The organism is Salinibacter altiplanensis, assembly GCF_002894645.1.
In the GTDB taxonomy this organism is placed as follows: domain Bacteria; phylum Bacteroidota; class Rhodothermia; order Rhodothermales; family Salinibacteraceae; genus Salinibacter; species Salinibacter altiplanensis.
The window spans coordinates 501,613-515,486 of sequence record NZ_NCQY01000030.1; the positions used below are offsets into that span (position 1 = coordinate 501,613).

At 64.1% G+C, this 13,874-nt stretch carries 13 protein-coding genes and 1 tRNA gene; 8 read left to right on the forward strand and 6 right to left on the reverse strand.

All coding sequences use genetic code 11. From position 1 onward, the window contains the following. Positions 1 to 177: 177 nt before the first annotated feature. The gene (rnhA, locus tag B7R93_RS14160; protein WP_232798476.1) at positions 178 to 618 is read left to right on the forward strand and encodes a ribonuclease HI; all 441 of its coding nucleotides are present in this window, start codon (positions 178 to 180) and stop codon (positions 616 to 618) included. A 60-nt stretch (positions 619 to 678) separates the two neighbouring features. Here the strand turns inward: rnhA and B7R93_RS14165 are convergent, their stop codons facing one another. Further along, entirely contained in the window at positions 679 to 1,311 is a 633-nt protein-coding gene (locus B7R93_RS14165) for an IMPACT family protein (protein WP_103021573.1), read from the reverse strand. A 306-nt stretch (positions 1,312 to 1,617) separates the two neighbouring features. Here B7R93_RS14165 and B7R93_RS14170 point away from each other — a divergent pair, with 306 nt between their 5' ends. From B7R93_RS14170 to B7R93_RS14180, 3 genes are read left to right on the forward strand one after another with little or no spacing between them, the layout of a single operon-like run. Next, on the forward strand, positions 1,618 to 3,030 hold the full coding sequence (locus tag B7R93_RS14170) for an efflux RND transporter periplasmic adaptor subunit (protein WP_103021379.1): 1,413 nt from the start codon (positions 1,618 to 1,620) through the stop codon (positions 3,028 to 3,030). 47 nt (positions 3,031 to 3,077) lie between these two features. Beyond that, on the forward strand, positions 3,078 to 6,209 hold the full coding sequence (locus tag B7R93_RS14175; protein ID WP_103021380.1) for an efflux RND transporter permease subunit: 3,132 nt from the start codon (positions 3,078 to 3,080) through the stop codon (positions 6,207 to 6,209). 39 nt (positions 6,210 to 6,248) lie between these two features. After that, positions 6,249 to 6,899, forward strand: coding sequence for an SAM-dependent methyltransferase (locus B7R93_RS14180; protein WP_103021381.1), 651 nt, complete (start codon positions 6,249 to 6,251; stop codon positions 6,897 to 6,899). A gap of 87 nt (positions 6,900 to 6,986) precedes the next feature. Here the strand turns inward: B7R93_RS14180 and B7R93_RS14185 are convergent. After that, positions 6,987 to 7,059 (reverse strand) — tRNA-Ala (locus B7R93_RS14185). 252 nt (positions 7,060 to 7,311) lie between these two features. On the opposite strand from B7R93_RS14185, the gene B7R93_RS14190 reads away from it, so the two are divergent. Both B7R93_RS14190 and B7R93_RS14195 read left to right on the forward strand, forming a co-directional pair. After that, positions 7,312 to 7,473, forward strand: a complete 162-nt coding sequence (locus B7R93_RS14190; RefSeq protein WP_103021382.1) for a DUF2256 domain-containing protein — start codon at positions 7,312 to 7,314, stop codon at positions 7,471 to 7,473. Positions 7,474 to 7,548: 75 nt separating this feature from the next. Beyond that, positions 7,549 to 9,000 (forward strand): DASH family cryptochrome, encoded by a 1,452-nt coding sequence (locus B7R93_RS14195; RefSeq protein ID WP_103021574.1) that lies wholly within the window; start codon positions 7,549 to 7,551, stop codon positions 8,998 to 9,000. Between the two features lie 319 nt (positions 9,001 to 9,319). Here B7R93_RS14195 and B7R93_RS14200 read toward each other — a convergent pair whose 3' ends face one another. The 3 genes from B7R93_RS14200 to recO all read right to left on the reverse strand — a co-directional run bounded on the left by B7R93_RS14200 (position 9,320) and on the right by recO (position 11,756). Then, positions 9,320 to 9,946, reverse strand: coding sequence for a class I SAM-dependent methyltransferase (locus B7R93_RS14200; RefSeq protein WP_103021383.1), 627 nt, complete (start codon positions 9,944 to 9,946; stop codon positions 9,320 to 9,322). A gap of 57 nt (positions 9,947 to 10,003) precedes the next feature. Then, positions 10,004 to 10,654 carry a transcriptional repressor LexA gene (lexA, locus tag B7R93_RS14205; RefSeq protein ID WP_103021384.1) on the reverse strand — a complete coding sequence of 217 codons (651 nt, stop codon included), beginning with the start codon at positions 10,652 to 10,654 and terminating at the stop codon, positions 10,004 to 10,006. A gap of 310 nt (positions 10,655 to 10,964) precedes the next feature. Then, on the reverse strand, positions 10,965 to 11,756 hold the full coding sequence (recO, locus tag B7R93_RS14210; protein ID WP_103021385.1) for a DNA repair protein RecO: 792 nt from the start codon (positions 11,754 to 11,756) through the stop codon (positions 10,965 to 10,967). Between the two features lie 198 nt (positions 11,757 to 11,954). On the opposite strand from recO, the gene B7R93_RS14215 reads away from it, so the two are divergent. After that, entirely contained in the window at positions 11,955 to 12,392 is a 438-nt protein-coding gene (locus tag B7R93_RS14215; RefSeq protein ID WP_103021386.1) for a ComEA family DNA-binding protein, read from the forward strand. Between the two features lie 19 nt (positions 12,393 to 12,411). On the opposite strand, the gene B7R93_RS14220 is transcribed toward B7R93_RS14215, so the two are convergent. Further along, positions 12,412 to 12,678 carry a hypothetical protein gene (locus tag B7R93_RS14220; protein ID WP_103021387.1) on the reverse strand — a complete coding sequence of 89 codons (267 nt, stop codon included), beginning with the start codon at positions 12,676 to 12,678 and terminating at the stop codon, positions 12,412 to 12,414. A gap of 182 nt (positions 12,679 to 12,860) precedes the next feature. Here B7R93_RS14220 and B7R93_RS14225 point away from each other — a divergent pair, with 182 nt between their 5' ends. Beyond that, positions 12,861 to 13,619, forward strand: coding sequence for a response regulator transcription factor (locus B7R93_RS14225; protein WP_232798477.1), 759 nt, complete (start codon positions 12,861 to 12,863; stop codon positions 13,617 to 13,619). The last annotated feature ends 255 nt before the right edge of the window (positions 13,620 to 13,874 follow it).

The following is a 13,874-nucleotide window of genomic DNA, read 5'->3' on the forward strand; positions in this document are numbered from 1 at the left end:
TGGGCTCCGGAGGTGTGACTCCTGGACTGGTTTTGGACTAGGGTTATATGGAACGGTCGTACGTTCGCACAGGGCCCAAGGTTTTCACTGGGCTTTTTTGGCGCAATCCTGGACCTGTCCCACCGGGCCGCGTACGTTTGACAACATCCTCCTTTTCTCTCCTAATTTTCTGGCCTTATGAATGACATTACCATTTACACCGACGGTGCCTGCAGCGGAAATCCTGGCCCCGGCGGCTGGGCCGCCGTCCTCCTTTCCGACGACGACGCCACCGATCCGCTCACCGGCGGCGCGCCCCACACCACCAACAATCGCATGGAGCTGATGGCCGCCCTGAAGGCCCTGCAGGCCCTCGACGCACCGAGCCGGGTCGCCCTTCACACCGATAGCAAGTACCTCTCGAAGGCGTTCAACGAAGGGTGGCTCGACAGCTGGCAGGAGAACAACTGGCAGACCTCTTCGAACAACGACGTCAAAAACCAGGACCTTTGGAAGGCCCTCCTCGACGAGGCGGATCGGCACGAGGTCGACTGGGTGTGGGTGAAGGGCCACGCCGACGATGAGCTCAACATCATGGCCGATGAGTTGGCCGTGGCCGCGATGGAGCAATTCAAGTGACCGACGGCACAGGCTGAACGGAAGCGGGCCGCGACGGTGTACGTCTCGGTCTGTTCCGCCTTACCCCCCCACGTCTGCCTCGTCCTGGCCCATCCGGCTCAGTTCGCCACGCCCCGATAGCGCGTCCCGAAATGCCTTGGCGAACGTGTCCACCTGGGATTTACGGACGCCCACCGTAAGGGTCGTTACGTCCGTGTATTCGCTGTCCTGCACGTCCGCATCGAAGTGCCGAAGCACCTGTTCCGCAGGGGCCGTATCGTCGTACGCGTACCGGACCCGAACCGGCGTCCGTACGACCCGCTCGACACGATCCGCCCGCTCCAGCGCCGCGGCCGCGGCGGTGCCGTATGCTCGTGTCAAGCCTCCGGCCCCCAACTCCGTGCCGCCGAAGTAGCGCGTTACGACGACGAGCGTATTTGTGAGATCCTGCGCGTTCATTCGACGAAGAATGGGCGGGCCCGCAGTCCCGCTCGGCTCCCCATCGTCATTGTACCGGAACGTGTCGCCGGCCACCCCCACCCGGTAGGCCCAACAGTGGTGGGTGGCCTTGTGCTCCCGCGTGCGGACGGCAGAAATCGCCTCTTCGGCCGCCGTCTGGGTCGCCACCGCGACGGCCTCCGCCAGGAAGCGGGACCCGTCGACTGTGTGCACCGCCCGGCCCGACGCGTCAAGGGTGTAGTACACATCAGTCATGGTGTGCAGAGTCATGGTGTGCAGTCCGCAGTGCGAAGACCTCATTCCGGCCTCCTTCCGAGTGCCCCTTCAGGGAAGAACCGCCCGCCGATTCCGCGGCGTCGAAGTGTCGTTGGGCCCCTCGCGCATGCAATTGATCGCCGGCCCAGAAACCTGCAACGAACGGCGTAGTGAACACGCCCTCTGACCCGCAGAAAATGGCCCTGCGGAGACGCATTGTCGTTTCGCCCCCGGCGTCGGGGGACATCGTGGTCATCGGTTCGATACTATTTCTGCCTCCCCTTCTCAGTTCCTCTGCCCCCACTCATGGCCCGGTTGGCTTTCGTCGGTCTCACGTTTCTTCTTCTCCTGAGCGGCTGCAGTTCGTCTTCGGACGGGGACTCGCAACGCTCGCGGGACCAGGGAAACAGCTCGCCGCCCTCGGTGGAGGCGGTGCAGGCCCGCGGCGGAACCCTCCCGTTGCAGGAACGGATGAGCGGCACGGTGCGGGCGCGCAACCAAGTCGCCATCTACTCGGAGTTGAGTGAGCCGGTCGTCGCGGTGGAGGCCCAGACGGGCGACTACGTGGAGGCGGGAGAGCCGCTCGTTCGGCTCCGCCGCGAGACGTACCAGCAGCAGGTCCGACAATCCAAGGCCGCCCTCCGCAACGCCAAGGCCGAGGCCCAAGGGGCCCAGGCCGGCCTCCGCGAGCTTCGCTCTCAGCTGAAGCGCACCGAGCGCCTCGCCGACCAGGACTTTGAGAGCCAACAGCAGCTCGAATCGCTGCGGGCCCAGGTCGAGCAGGCCAAAGCGACCTACGAGCAGGCCCAGGCCCAGGTCGAGCAGGCCGAGGCAACCCTTCAGGAACAGCGGACGGCCCTCCGGCGGACCGTCGTGCGCGCTCCCGTGAGCGGGCAGGTGGGCCAGCGCAACGTGGAAGTCGGGCAGCGGGTGGGGCCTGACACGCGCCTGTACACGATGGGCAACCTCGATTCCGTGGAGGTACGCGTCGAGGTCACCGACCGAATGTTTGGCCGCGTTCGTCCCGGACAGACGGCGCGCATCCACGTGCCGCGCCAGGACACCGTCCTCACGGCATCGGTTACTCGCATGTCGCCGTTTCTCAACGAGGCGTCGTACAGCGCCGAAGCCGTGATTGAAGTGCCCAACGAAAGCCGCCTTCTCAACCCCGGCATGTTTGTGGAGGTCGACGTGGCCTATGGCGAGAGCGAGCGGGCCACCATCGTCCCCCTCAGCGCCCTGTACCAAGACCCGGCCTCCGATGCCCGCGGCGTGTTCGTGGCCCCCACGCTGGGGACGGAAATTCCGGTGGACATGCCCGATGAGTTCGACGAAGACAATCCACCGCCGCTCACGCCCCCGACCCCCACGACCTTCCGTGAGGTGGAGGTCCTCGCGGAGGGACAACAGACGGCCGGGATCAACGGCGTGGCCCCCGGCGACTGGGTCGTGGCGGTGGGGCAGAACCTGCTCGCAAACGACACCGGCGAGCGAGTGGATGCCCGCGTGCGCCCCCTGCCCTGGTCCCGCCTGCTAGCCCTGCAGCGCCTGCAAGACACCGACCTTCTCAATCGGGTGCTCGAGCGCCAGCAGCGCCTCGCCAAGCAGCGATTTGGGGACGACTCAGCGTCGGACGACTCGGCGCGCTCCTCCGTGTCCAGCCAAGACGCCCCCACAGACACCACGGCCCTGGACATGACAACGAGCCAGCGCCGCTAGCCCCCGCTGCCCCTCGTCACTCCTCCCTTGTTTGATCGCCCCCGCTCATGTCGCTCTACGACGTTTCTATTCGACGCCCGGTCGCGACGGCGATGACGTTTTTGGCCATCATCGTGGTCGGTAGTGTCAGCTTTTACTACCTGCCGGTCGATCTCCTGCCGGAGATCGAGTATCCCCGCGTAACGGTCTACACCAACTACCCGAACGTGGGGCCGGAGGAGGTCGAGACCATCATCACCGACCCGGTCTCGAACGCGGTCTCGAGCGTCCCCAACGTGGAGCGGATTACCTCCAGCTCCGAGGAGGGGTCGAGCCGGATCAACCTCGAGTTTGCGCAGGGCACCGACCTGAACGCGGCGGCCAACGACGTGCGGGCCGCCCTCGACCGCATCCGGGACGACCTGCCGGTGGAGGCCGAACCGCCCGGCATCTGGAAGTTCGACCCCAACAGCCAGGAGATCGTGACCATCGCGGTGGAGTCGAGCCGCGACATGGAGTCGCTCACGCGGCTGATGGAGCGCAACTTGGGAAAGCAGTTTGAGAAAATTCCAGGGGTGGGCACCCTCAACATCCAGGGCGGCATTTACCGGCAGATCCGCGTCAACATCGATCGTGATCGGCTGAAGTCCTACAGCCTGTCGGCCGCGCAGGTGCAGCAGGCCATCTCGTCGTCCAACGTGGCGCTTCCAGGGGGCAACGTGAAAGAGGGGCTGAATGACCTCTACGTTCGGACGCAGGGGGAGTACGAGTCACTCGACGAGATCCGGCGCACCGTCGTCGCGACCGCCGAGCAAACCCCCATCCGCGTGGAGGACGTGGCCGAGGTGGTGGACGGCTACGAAGACCTGGGCCGCGTGGCGGAGTTGAACGGCATCCCAGTCGTTCGCCTTGAGATCCAGAAGCAGAGCGGGGCCAACACCGTCACCGTCGCGGACAACATCCGCACGGAGGTGGACCGTGTCAATGAGGCGCGCTCCGATGTGAACCTGACGGTCGTAAGCGACCAGAGTCAGTTCATCCGGAAGTCGATCAACAACGTCCAGAACTCGGCCCTCTGGGGCTCGCTCCTGGCCATCTTGGTGCTGTACCTGTTTCTCCGGAACGGATCGACGACGTTCATCATCGCGTTGTCGATTCCCATCTCGATCATCGCGACGTTCGCCCTGCTGTTCTTCAACGACCTGACGCTGAACCAGATGACGTTTGGGGGGCTGGCCTTGGGGGTGGGCCTGATCGTCGACAACGCAATCGTGGTGTTAGAAAACATCATTCGCCAACGGGAGGAGAAGGGACGATCGCTCAAGGAGGCGGCGTCCATCGGCACCCGTGAGGTGGCGGGCGCCATCGTGGCGTCCACACTCACGACCTCGGTCATCTTCCTCCCACTCGTCTTCGCGCGAACCACCACCGCGGCCCTTTTTCAGTCACTGGCCCTGGTGGTGGTGTTTGCCCTCGTGTGCTCGCTGCTCGTGGCGCTTACGCTCGTGCCCATGATGGCGAGTCGCTTCCTAACGGTGGATGCCGGCGACCAGACCCTCGACCAGGATGCATCGAAGTCGTGGTTTCAGCGTGCGTTCGCCCGCCTGGAAAATCGATACTCATCCCTCATCGAATCCCTTCTCGGTCGTCGCTGGCTCGTGTTTGGGGCCACGGCACTGCTGCTTGGCGGGGCCGTGGCGCTGTGGCCCATGGTGTCGGTTGAGTTGGCGCCCCAAACCGACGCCAACGAGATCGACATCGACCTGGACATGGCCCAGGGGACCAACATCGCCGTCGTGATGGAATACCTCGACGAGCTGGAGCAGAACGTGAAGCCGATGCTCCCGGAGGAGGACATGGAAAACTTCGCCAAGCAGGTGCAGCCGTGGGGGGCAGAGGTCGAAATCCGGCTCAAACCGTCCGGTGAGCGGTCCGTCAACACCTTCGCGCTGGCCGACAGCATCCGGTCCGAAGTGCTCGGAACGGTCCCCGGCGCCGACATTCGGGTCGGCGCCCAGTCGGGCCTCTGGATCCTGCGACGTGTCTTTAGCACCGGCGGGGGCAACGAGGCCCTGCAGGTGGAGCTCCGCGGGTACGACCTGGACCGTGCCCGGTCCCTTTCCAAACGCATTCAGTCTCGGCTCGAAGACGTTGACGGCGTCGCCTCGGCCCGGACGGGACGGCGCGAGGGGCGCCCCGAGCAGAACATTCGCTTCCTCCGCGACAAGATTTCCTCCCTGGGGCTGTCGACACAGGAGGTGGCCGCGGCCGTTCAGACGAACGTGGGCGGAAGCCGGGCCGCCTCCTATCGCGCCGGCGGCGAGCAATTCCCCATTACCGTCCGCCTGCGGCCCGAGGACCGGTTGTCGGTGGAGGACCTGGACAACGTGTCGATCCAGACGCCCAACGGCGAGTCCGTGCCCCTTTCCACCCTCGTCGACACGGACCGGGGACGGGGCCCTACGGAGATCCAGCGCATCAGTGGCCAGCGTGTCACCTACATCTCGGCCACCCTCAACAGCGACGCGGTGCTCGGGGAAGTCGTGGAGCGCGCCCGAAGCGACTTGGCCGACCTCAATCTGCCGGGGGGCTTCTCCATCACCTTTGGGGGCGAGTACCGTGAGCAGCAGAAGGCACAAACGGACTTTCTGATCGCAATCATCATGGCCCTGGTGCTCATCTACATGGTGATGGCCGGCCAGTTCGAGCGCTTCCTCGACCCGTTTGTCGTCATGTTCAGCGTGCCCCTGGTGCTCATCGGGGTGCTGCCAACCCTCGTGCTCACCGGCACCACGGTGAACATTCAGAGCGTAATGGGACTCGTGATGCTGATCGGCATCGTGGTGAACAATGCCATCGTACTGGTCGACTACATCAATCTGATGCGGCGCGAGCACGAGATGGACCTGATGCCGGCGGTGGCCGAGGCTGGACGCTTGCGCCTGCGCCCCATCCTGATGACCACGCTGACCACTGTGCTCGGCCTGGTGCCGCTCGCCCTGGGGATCGGGGCCGGGGCCGAGATTCAGGCCGCGCTCGCCCGGGTGGTGATCGGGGGCCTCATTGCCTCCACCCTGGTTACCCTCGTCCTGATCCCCACAGCGTACGTCAGTCTCGAACTCACGGCCCGTACCGTGCGGTCGAAGCTGCCGGACTGGTCCTGGCTCCCCGACTCTACCCTGCGGCCGCGACAAGCGTAGGTCCTTCGTCCCCGGCGTCTCACGCACCCGACCTCCCCCATGCGTTCCTCTCGCCGACTGCTCCTTCCGCTCCTCGCGATTGGCCTCCTCGGAGGCGGGCTGCTTCCCCTCTCCGGCTGCGCACAGGATGAGGAACAGCCCCCGACCGGCGGGCCGGACACCTCGGCGACGCCGACGTCCGCCCCCCCTTCGATCGTAGACTCCACGGTCGGGGCGGACGTGCCCTTCGTGGTGAGCCCGGAGGAAACCGTCGAGGGCATGCTGGAGCTCGCTGGCGTCTCCAGGGCGGACACGGTGTACGACCTCGGAAGCGGCGACGGGCGCATTCCCATCACGGCCGCCAAACAGTACAGTGCTCGCGGCGTGGGGATTGAAATTAAGCCGGACCTCGTCCAACGGGCCCGCAAACGCGCGAAGCTCGCCGGCGTCCAGGACCTCGTGGAGTTTCGGCGGCAGGATCTTTTCGAGGCAAACTTCAGCGACGCGACCGTCGTGACGATGTACCTCTTCCCGGAGGTGAACCTCAAGCTCCGGCCCATGCTTTTTGAGCAGCTCGCCCCAGGGACGCGCGTCGTCTCCCATAGCTTCGACATGGACGGCTGGGCGCCCGACTCGACGGCCAACGTGGACGGGGACGTGCTGTACCTTTGGACCATTCCGGAAGAGACTCCCGATCACCTACAGGAATAAGGCTCTTCCCCGTTTCACTACCAACCCCCGCTCCTGCCGAAGGGCAAGAGCGGGGGTTGGCATTGTGGACCCAATTCGCCGGGAGAGTGGAGCCACTGGGATTCGAACCCAGGACCTCTGGAGTGCGATTCCAGCGCTCTACCAACTGAGCTATGGCCCCAGACGGAAAAATGACCAGCGCAGCAGAAGGCGTTGCTGGTCTGCTTGATAAGACACGTTTGACTACGGTCCCTTTTTCGAGTCTGTTCCTTCCCGGTGCGCGACTGAGCCTCCTTGCCGGCCGAATTGTCGTGAGAACCGTGCGAAGTCCGGCGGTCTTGACGAGCGTGTAAGAAGACCAATCCTGCTGGCACGTCCCCTCACCCTGACCGTATCGCCGAACGCTGCCTCTTGTAATAAGCGTCCCTATACCATGAGTCACCAAAATCTCCCGACGAAGACGTGTCCGGTGTGCAACCGTGAGTTTGAGTGGCGCAAGAAGTGGGAGGACGATTGGGAAAACGTGAAGTACTGCAGCGAGCGCTGCCGCCGCAACAAGGACCGCGACCGCATCCCCTGGGCGAAAGAGGAGTAGCGCACAGACCGACCGGAGGGCCCCTGCTTCCGACGCCCGAGCAGTCAGAATTCGCCATTGCATCGCCCCATCACCGTGCTTTCGACCGCCCTCGTCTGGATTCGGAACGACCTCCGCGTGCGTGACCACGCCCCCCTCCGCTACGCGGCCGACCACTACGACCAAGTCCTTCCGGTCTACTGCTTCGACCCACGCCACTTCGGCACGACCATGTTCGACCTGCCGAAGATGAGTGCCATCCGGGCCCGCTTCCTCCGCGAAAGCGTACAGGACCTTCGAGACTCGTATCAAAACCTCGGGACAAACCTCGTGGTCCGCCGAGGACGTCCCGAAGACATCCTGCCGGAGCTCGTGCGGCAGACCGGCGCCAACGAGGTGCTTCAGTTTCAGGAAGTCGGGGGCGAGGAGGAAAACGTGGAAACGGCCGTGGAGGACGCGCTCCGCGACACCGATGCCACGCCCGGCTTTTTCTGGGGGAAGACCCTCTACCACATCGACGACGTTCCCTTCGACGGCCCCGACGACATTCCGAAGGTGTACACCAACTTTCGGAAGGCCGTCGAGAAGAAAAGCACGGTCCGCCCCCCTCTAGACGCCCCGGACTCGCTTCTCCCTCTGCCCGAAGACATCGATCCGGGGACGATTCCCACACTCAACGAGCTCGGCTTCGAGGACGACGGGACCGTCGATGAGCGGGGCGTGCTTCCCTTCCGGGGCGGTGAGACCCGAGGACACGACCGCATCGACGAGTACATCTGGCGCGGAGATTTTCTGAAGAAATACAAGACCACACGCAACGGCCTGCTCGGCGCGAACTACTCCGCGAAGTTCAGCGCTTGGCTCGCGCACGGCTGCATCACCCCCCGACAAATCCACGAAGAGGTGGAGCGCTACGAGGACCGGCGGGTCGACAACAAGTCGACGTACTGGATGAAATTTGAGCTGATCTGGCGCGATTTCTTCAGCTACGTCACGTGGGAGGCCGGCGACCGTCTCTTCCGTCCCGGCGGCATCAACGGCAACGACATCGACTGGCGCTACTACGACAAGTCGTTCGAACGGTGGGCCGCCGGCACCACCGGCATCCCGTTCGTCGACGCCAACATGCGGGAGCTGAACCGAACCGGCTACATGTCCAACCGGGGCCGCCAGAACGTCGCCAGCATGCTCTCACAGAGCCTGAAGCTGGACTGGCGCATGGGAGCGGCCTACTTTGAGTCGCGCCTCGTGGACTACGACGTCGGCTCCAACTGGGGCAACTGGGCCTACAACTCCCGCGTGGGCAACGACCCGAGGGCCCGTTACTTCAACATCGTGAAGCAGGCCAAGCGCTACGACGAGAACGGCGAGTACGTTCGCTACTGGCTGCCAGAACTGGAGGACGTGCCCGACACGTTCGTGCACACCCCCCACCGCATGAGCCACGAGCAGCAGAAGCGCTACGGCTGCGTTCTGGGGGCGGACTACCCGAAGCCCGTCGTGGACCTGGACAAAACATACGAGCGGATCCGAAACGAACGGAAGTAAGGCGGCCTTCTACGGCAGACACGTAGGGGGCGTTCACCCCTCGGGCAGTGCAGGTCCCTCCTCCCTTTCGTTCCGCACTGCCGTCGCACACTGACGGGTGGGCCGTCGACGCGGGACAGGCAGTGGGTGACGACATGGTCGCGTCTACGGCGGCGTAGGGTCTTCACCGCAGAGAGGTTGCGAGGGGTGGGGATGTCCCTGGACGAGCCGGCTCCCTTGTGCAGGGCCCTCTCTTCTCCTCACACCCATCTGTCTGGGGACGACGGACCTACATCTTCTCCTCCCTCGCAGTGCCTGCCGCCCCAGGGCAGTCCCCGGCTCAAGGACTCTTCCGGCCGCCCGCCACGAAGAAGTCGTCCTGACGCCAGGCACAATCCACCTCCGTAAACCCAGCGCGCTCCATGGCCTTGAGCTGCGAGTAGAGCGGAAGGGTACCAACGTGATCCCCGATGAGGCAGTGTCCACCGGGACGCAGAGGTTCGAGAACGCTCCGAAAGAGAAGCTCGTAGCGCGACTCCGCCTCCGCCGGATCCACCTCATGCCCTACAATTGCGTGTAGGGCCAAGGAGGCCACGACAAGGTCGTACGGCCCACCCGGGAGCGGTGCCCCGTCGGAGGGCACCGCCACCTGAAGGGGCTCGGCATTGCGGGTGAGCTGTCCCACCTTCTCGTGCGCGATGGAAAGCAGATCGGGGTCTTCGTCGAGCAGTACGAGTTCCACCTGCGGGTAGGCGTCGAACACTGTGGCGGCCGCGTTGCCGGTGCCACACGCAAGGTCGCAGACCGTGGCCCCGGGTGGCAGGGGCGGGAGGGCCATCGCCAGTTCTTCGAGCATCGGAACGGCCTGCGGAAGCTGGCGCTCAAGATGAATGTCGTACCAGCGGCCGTCATCCCAATGCCCCCCCTCGCGACGCAGATTATCTCTCCAATTCGGAAGATCACTCATGGAAGCAAAGGCGTGAGACCAGAACGATCGGAGGTGTACAGATGTCTTTACAGGGGACTAGCGGACAGCCGGAACCCCTTGGTTGCTTTTTTTGTGAATGCCATCGTCGTTGATGTGACCCACGTAGCGCCCGAGAATAGTAACTTCCTCGAACACGTCGGGCTGGATGTGGATGTCCTCGTATTCCGGATTGCAGGGCTCTAGACGAAGGCCCTCGTCGTCGTGGTGCACGCGTTTGAGAGAGGTCTCCCCGTCGTACAGCACTGCACCGATGCCGCCTTCCGGAATGTCCTCATCGATGAGCAGCACGTAGTCGCCATCGTGGATGTTTGCCCCCCGCATGGACTGCCCCGACACTCGGATGGCAAAAATTTGGTCGAGGTTCGGAAAGAGCGTGTCGAGCGTGATCGTCCCAAGATCGGCCTCCACGGCCTCCTGAAGCATTCCCGCCGAAATGATGCCCTTCACTGGAATGCCGGGTTCTTCCTGCTCCTGGTACCGCTTCGCGAGGTGATAGCCCTGATCGTCCCGCGTGAGGTGCCCCTTTCGGTGGAGCGCCTTCAGATTCTGAGTGACGCTGTTGGGCGAACTGTACCCGAAGTGATCAATGATCTCCCGGTAGGTTGGCCAGACGCCTGTGTCCCGGGTGTGATCAATCAGGAACTGCAGGAATTCATGCTGCTTGGCGGTGAGCTTTTTCCGGCCCATGGCGGGAAAGCAGTGACACTCAGCTGGTGAATCCGATGCCAGAGCTTTCGGCAAGGAACAGGGAAGACCACATGTTCCACACAGTAGGGTATCGAGCACATCGGACAAGGTCAAGTCCCCAAGCCGGGGGGGCAGAGGAGTCGCGTACCGATCCTGGACTCGGGGACCGACGGCAATCCGTACTCATCGGACGCGTGCACAGGCCTCTCTATCCAGTCAAATGGGATCCTGTCCCACGGGCACATGGGGCAATCGGCGTGAATTTCGCCACCAGGAAATAGAGGTGCGTGCCACGGTTCGGGGCTATTGACTAGGAATGTGACTGCCCAGAGCCGGGCGCCCCCGCTCTCTCAATCTGCGCGATGACCGAACGGCTCCGATCCGGGTAGGCGTCGTCAAACTGGTACCGTAGAAAGTCGCGCACGAGGGCATTCACCTCCCGCCGAACCGCCGGGGCCATGTCCAGCCGCATCACCGTATCGAGGTCGGCCCGGGCGCACACGGCATAGGCCCGGAGGGCAGACCGAGACGCTCGCGTCGGCCGTTCGGGCGTCGCGTCGGTCGGATAGACGCCGCCGTCCGCCAGGGACAGCAGCCCCTCCTCCCCCGTCACCGCTTCTACCCGCGCTCGCTCGACAGCGGGGGCCACCCCCAACATCTGAGCCAATTGAAGCTGCACGAACGGCCAGAGGTTGCCCACCCGCACCTCCGAGTGGTTCAGGCGGTGCAGGGCCCGAACCATCAGTCCAAACGCCGCGGGCTGGGGGTCTTCTTTCTCCATCAGCGCATCGACCAGCTCGACGATGCGCAGCCCGACGGTGATGGTTGGGAGGCTCCCACGAAGACGGTGGAAGGACTGGACGTGACTGCTCTCACTGAGGGTCTGCAGGGTGCGGGCAGGTTTGTAGTAGAACACCACCTGCGTGTACGCCATCGGCTGCAGGGTCGCCCCGAACGAGCTTTTGGGACGCCGAGCCCCCTTCGCCATAACGCCAATCTTGCCCTTCTTCTGCGTGAAGAGGGTCACGATCTGACTCGTTTCGCCGTAGTCGATGCTCCGCAGGACGACGGCCTTCGTACGGACAATTGAGCGCTGCGCCATGATCACGAGATGCCAACAGGGTCAAGGGCAACGAAGCCCGCGCGAGGCGTCCCAAACTGCGGAGAGTCGGGCCGGGACGTCCAGACGAACGGTCCCGCCGTCCCGAAGCCGGAAGACGTTAAATTCTGGCTCTGTATGTGTCTCTTTCTACAGAAATAGGGCTCGCGTTGTGATGGATGCCTTCACAGGCCCGTCGCCATGATTTGGCTTTACCGACTGCAGCAACGGCTCTCCATTACTCGTCAAGAGGGCTTAGCAATTCTCACCCTCGCCGTACTGTTTCTACTTGGCCTGACGGTGCGTCACCTCCAGAACCAACAGGTCCCCCCAGTGGCCGCCGACTCGCTCGTCGCCAAGCCCCCGACAGACACAACCGGGGCCTCCTCGGCAACGTCGGGACCGCCGCCGCCCTCCGCAGAGCACCCAATCAATGTGAACACAGCCTCCTCGGAGGCGCTGGAGGCCCTGCCAGGCATCGGCCCCGCGTTGTCGGAACGGATCGTGACGTATCGGTCGACCCAACGCCCGTTCCAGCGCGTCGCTGAGCTGCGGCGCGTCGGCGGCATCGGCCCGGAGACGCTTGCGACCCTCCGTCCCATGGTCCAGGTTGCCCCGCCCGACAGCGTCGCGGAGTAGCGGACGACCGTGTGCCCCACTAGGACGCAGGCGGGTGAGGAGCTGCCTCCTCTCGTTCGGCGGAACGGGCCTCATCTACAGCCTCCGTTCCGCTCGTCGGGGAGGACCTGTGCTCGCGCACCCGTTCGTCGACGGCCTCCGGGGTCCACTCCCTCGCGGCCTCTTCTTCCCGGTCGAGGAACCGCGAAATCGGTACGAGAAGCAGGGCAGCCAGTAGGGCAAATCCGAGCAAAGTTCCGACGATGATGGGAAGATACTCGGGATCGAAGAGCGGCGATGCATCCATGCGTCGGGGCGCTTGTTCAGCGTTTGCTGTGTAGGCACATGTACGTACGATTCCGTGGGCCGTTCGGCGCTTCTCCTCTTGGGGATGCGTCCCCACGAATCCTGCCCTTCAAGCGCCAGTAGGGAGATTCATGCGGCATCGATTTGCCTTTTTCGCACTGTCTGCGAACCGGAGGTGCAGTCATGGCTTTGCCCGGCGGCATGATGACAAGGCCCGCTGAGACTCAACTTCTGATTGCCGAGGACGACCCGGACCTGGGAAGCAGCCTGGAGGCATTCTTTGCCCAGAACGACTACCAAGTCCACCGCGCGACGGAGGGCGAAGAGACGCTCCAAGCAATGACGACCCTTCCCCCCTACGACCTTGTGCTGCTGGACGTGAAGCTGCCCAAGAAGACCGGATTTGAGGTGTTGCGCGAGGCCCGCCAGGCCGGGGTCGACTCGCCTGTGATTGTGCTCACGGTCAAGGACCAACAGAGGCATAAGCTGAAGGGGTTCGACCTCGGGGCGGACGACTACGTGACCAAGCCCTTCGACGCCCAGGAGCTTATGGCCCGCGTCGAGGCGGTTCTTGCCCGAAGCAGGTCGGCCCTTCCCGACACCGGCGACGTGTTCACGTTCGGCGACGTGACGGTCCGCTTTCCCGCGGAAACGGTCACGAGGGGGAATGAGAAGATCGGACTGACGGACCTGGAGTTCGACATCCTGACGTACTTCATCACCCACCGCGGCCGCACAGTGAGTCGCGAACAGCTGCTCCGCGACGTGTGGGGGATTAGCGGCAACATTACCACCCGCACCATTGACCGGCACGTGGCGTCGCTGCGCAAGAAGATCGAGCCCACCCCGGGGGCCCCCACGTACGTGAAGACGGTGTACGGCATCGGGTACAAGTTTATCACGGACGATGTCTCCGGGACCCGCGCCGCGGAGACCGACTGACGCCCCTGGGTTCCACGACCGAGCCACAGTCCCACTCGGAGCTCATTGACTGTGCCCGCCCTCAGGACGCGGGGAACAGCCACGCAGGCCGCGGCGGGTCCGACAAGGTGACCCCCGCAGCCCTGCGCATCGGACGGGGTGCGGAGCAGTCAGTGGGCTCATGGGGGGGCGTGGGTTTCCCCTACGTGTGCCCCGGAAGCCCTGAACCTGGCGCCCCCGCCTCCGTCTTGCTCTTGTTTGTTTTTTCGCTCTTCC

Bases quoted from the DNA above. Each gene is read 5' to 3' on its own strand.
- rnhA (WP_232798476.1), top strand. From the start codon at position 178: ATGAATGACATTACCATTTACACCGACGGTGCCTGCAGCGGAAATCCT.
- B7R93_RS14165 (WP_103021573.1), bottom strand. From the start codon at position 1,311: ATGACTGATGTGTACTACACCCTTGACGCGTCGGGCCGGGCGGTGCAC.
- B7R93_RS14170 (WP_103021379.1), top strand. From the start codon at position 1,618: ATGGCCCGGTTGGCTTTCGTCGGTCTCACGTTTCTTCTTCTCCTGAGC.
- B7R93_RS14175 (WP_103021380.1), top strand. From the start codon at position 3,078: ATGTCGCTCTACGACGTTTCTATTCGACGCCCGGTCGCGACGGCGATG.
- B7R93_RS14180 (WP_103021381.1), top strand. From the start codon at position 6,249: ATGCGTTCCTCTCGCCGACTGCTCCTTCCGCTCCTCGCGATTGGCCTC.
- B7R93_RS14190 (WP_103021382.1), top strand. From the start codon at position 7,312: ATGAGTCACCAAAATCTCCCGACGAAGACGTGTCCGGTGTGCAACCGT.
- B7R93_RS14200 (WP_103021383.1), bottom strand. From the start codon at position 9,946: ATGAGTGATCTTCCGAATTGGAGAGATAATCTGCGTCGCGAGGGGGGG.
- lexA (WP_103021384.1), bottom strand. From the start codon at position 10,654: ATGGGCCGGAAAAAGCTCACCGCCAAGCAGCATGAATTCCTGCAGTTC.
- recO (WP_103021385.1), bottom strand. From the start codon at position 11,756: ATGGCGCAGCGCTCAATTGTCCGTACGAAGGCCGTCGTCCTGCGGAGC.
- B7R93_RS14215 (WP_103021386.1), top strand. From the start codon at position 11,955: ATGATTTGGCTTTACCGACTGCAGCAACGGCTCTCCATTACTCGTCAA.
- B7R93_RS14220 (WP_103021387.1), bottom strand. From the start codon at position 12,678: ATGGATGCATCGCCGCTCTTCGATCCCGAGTATCTTCCCATCATCGTC.
- B7R93_RS14225 (WP_232798477.1), top strand. From the start codon at position 12,861: ATGGCTTTGCCCGGCGGCATGATGACAAGGCCCGCTGAGACTCAACTT.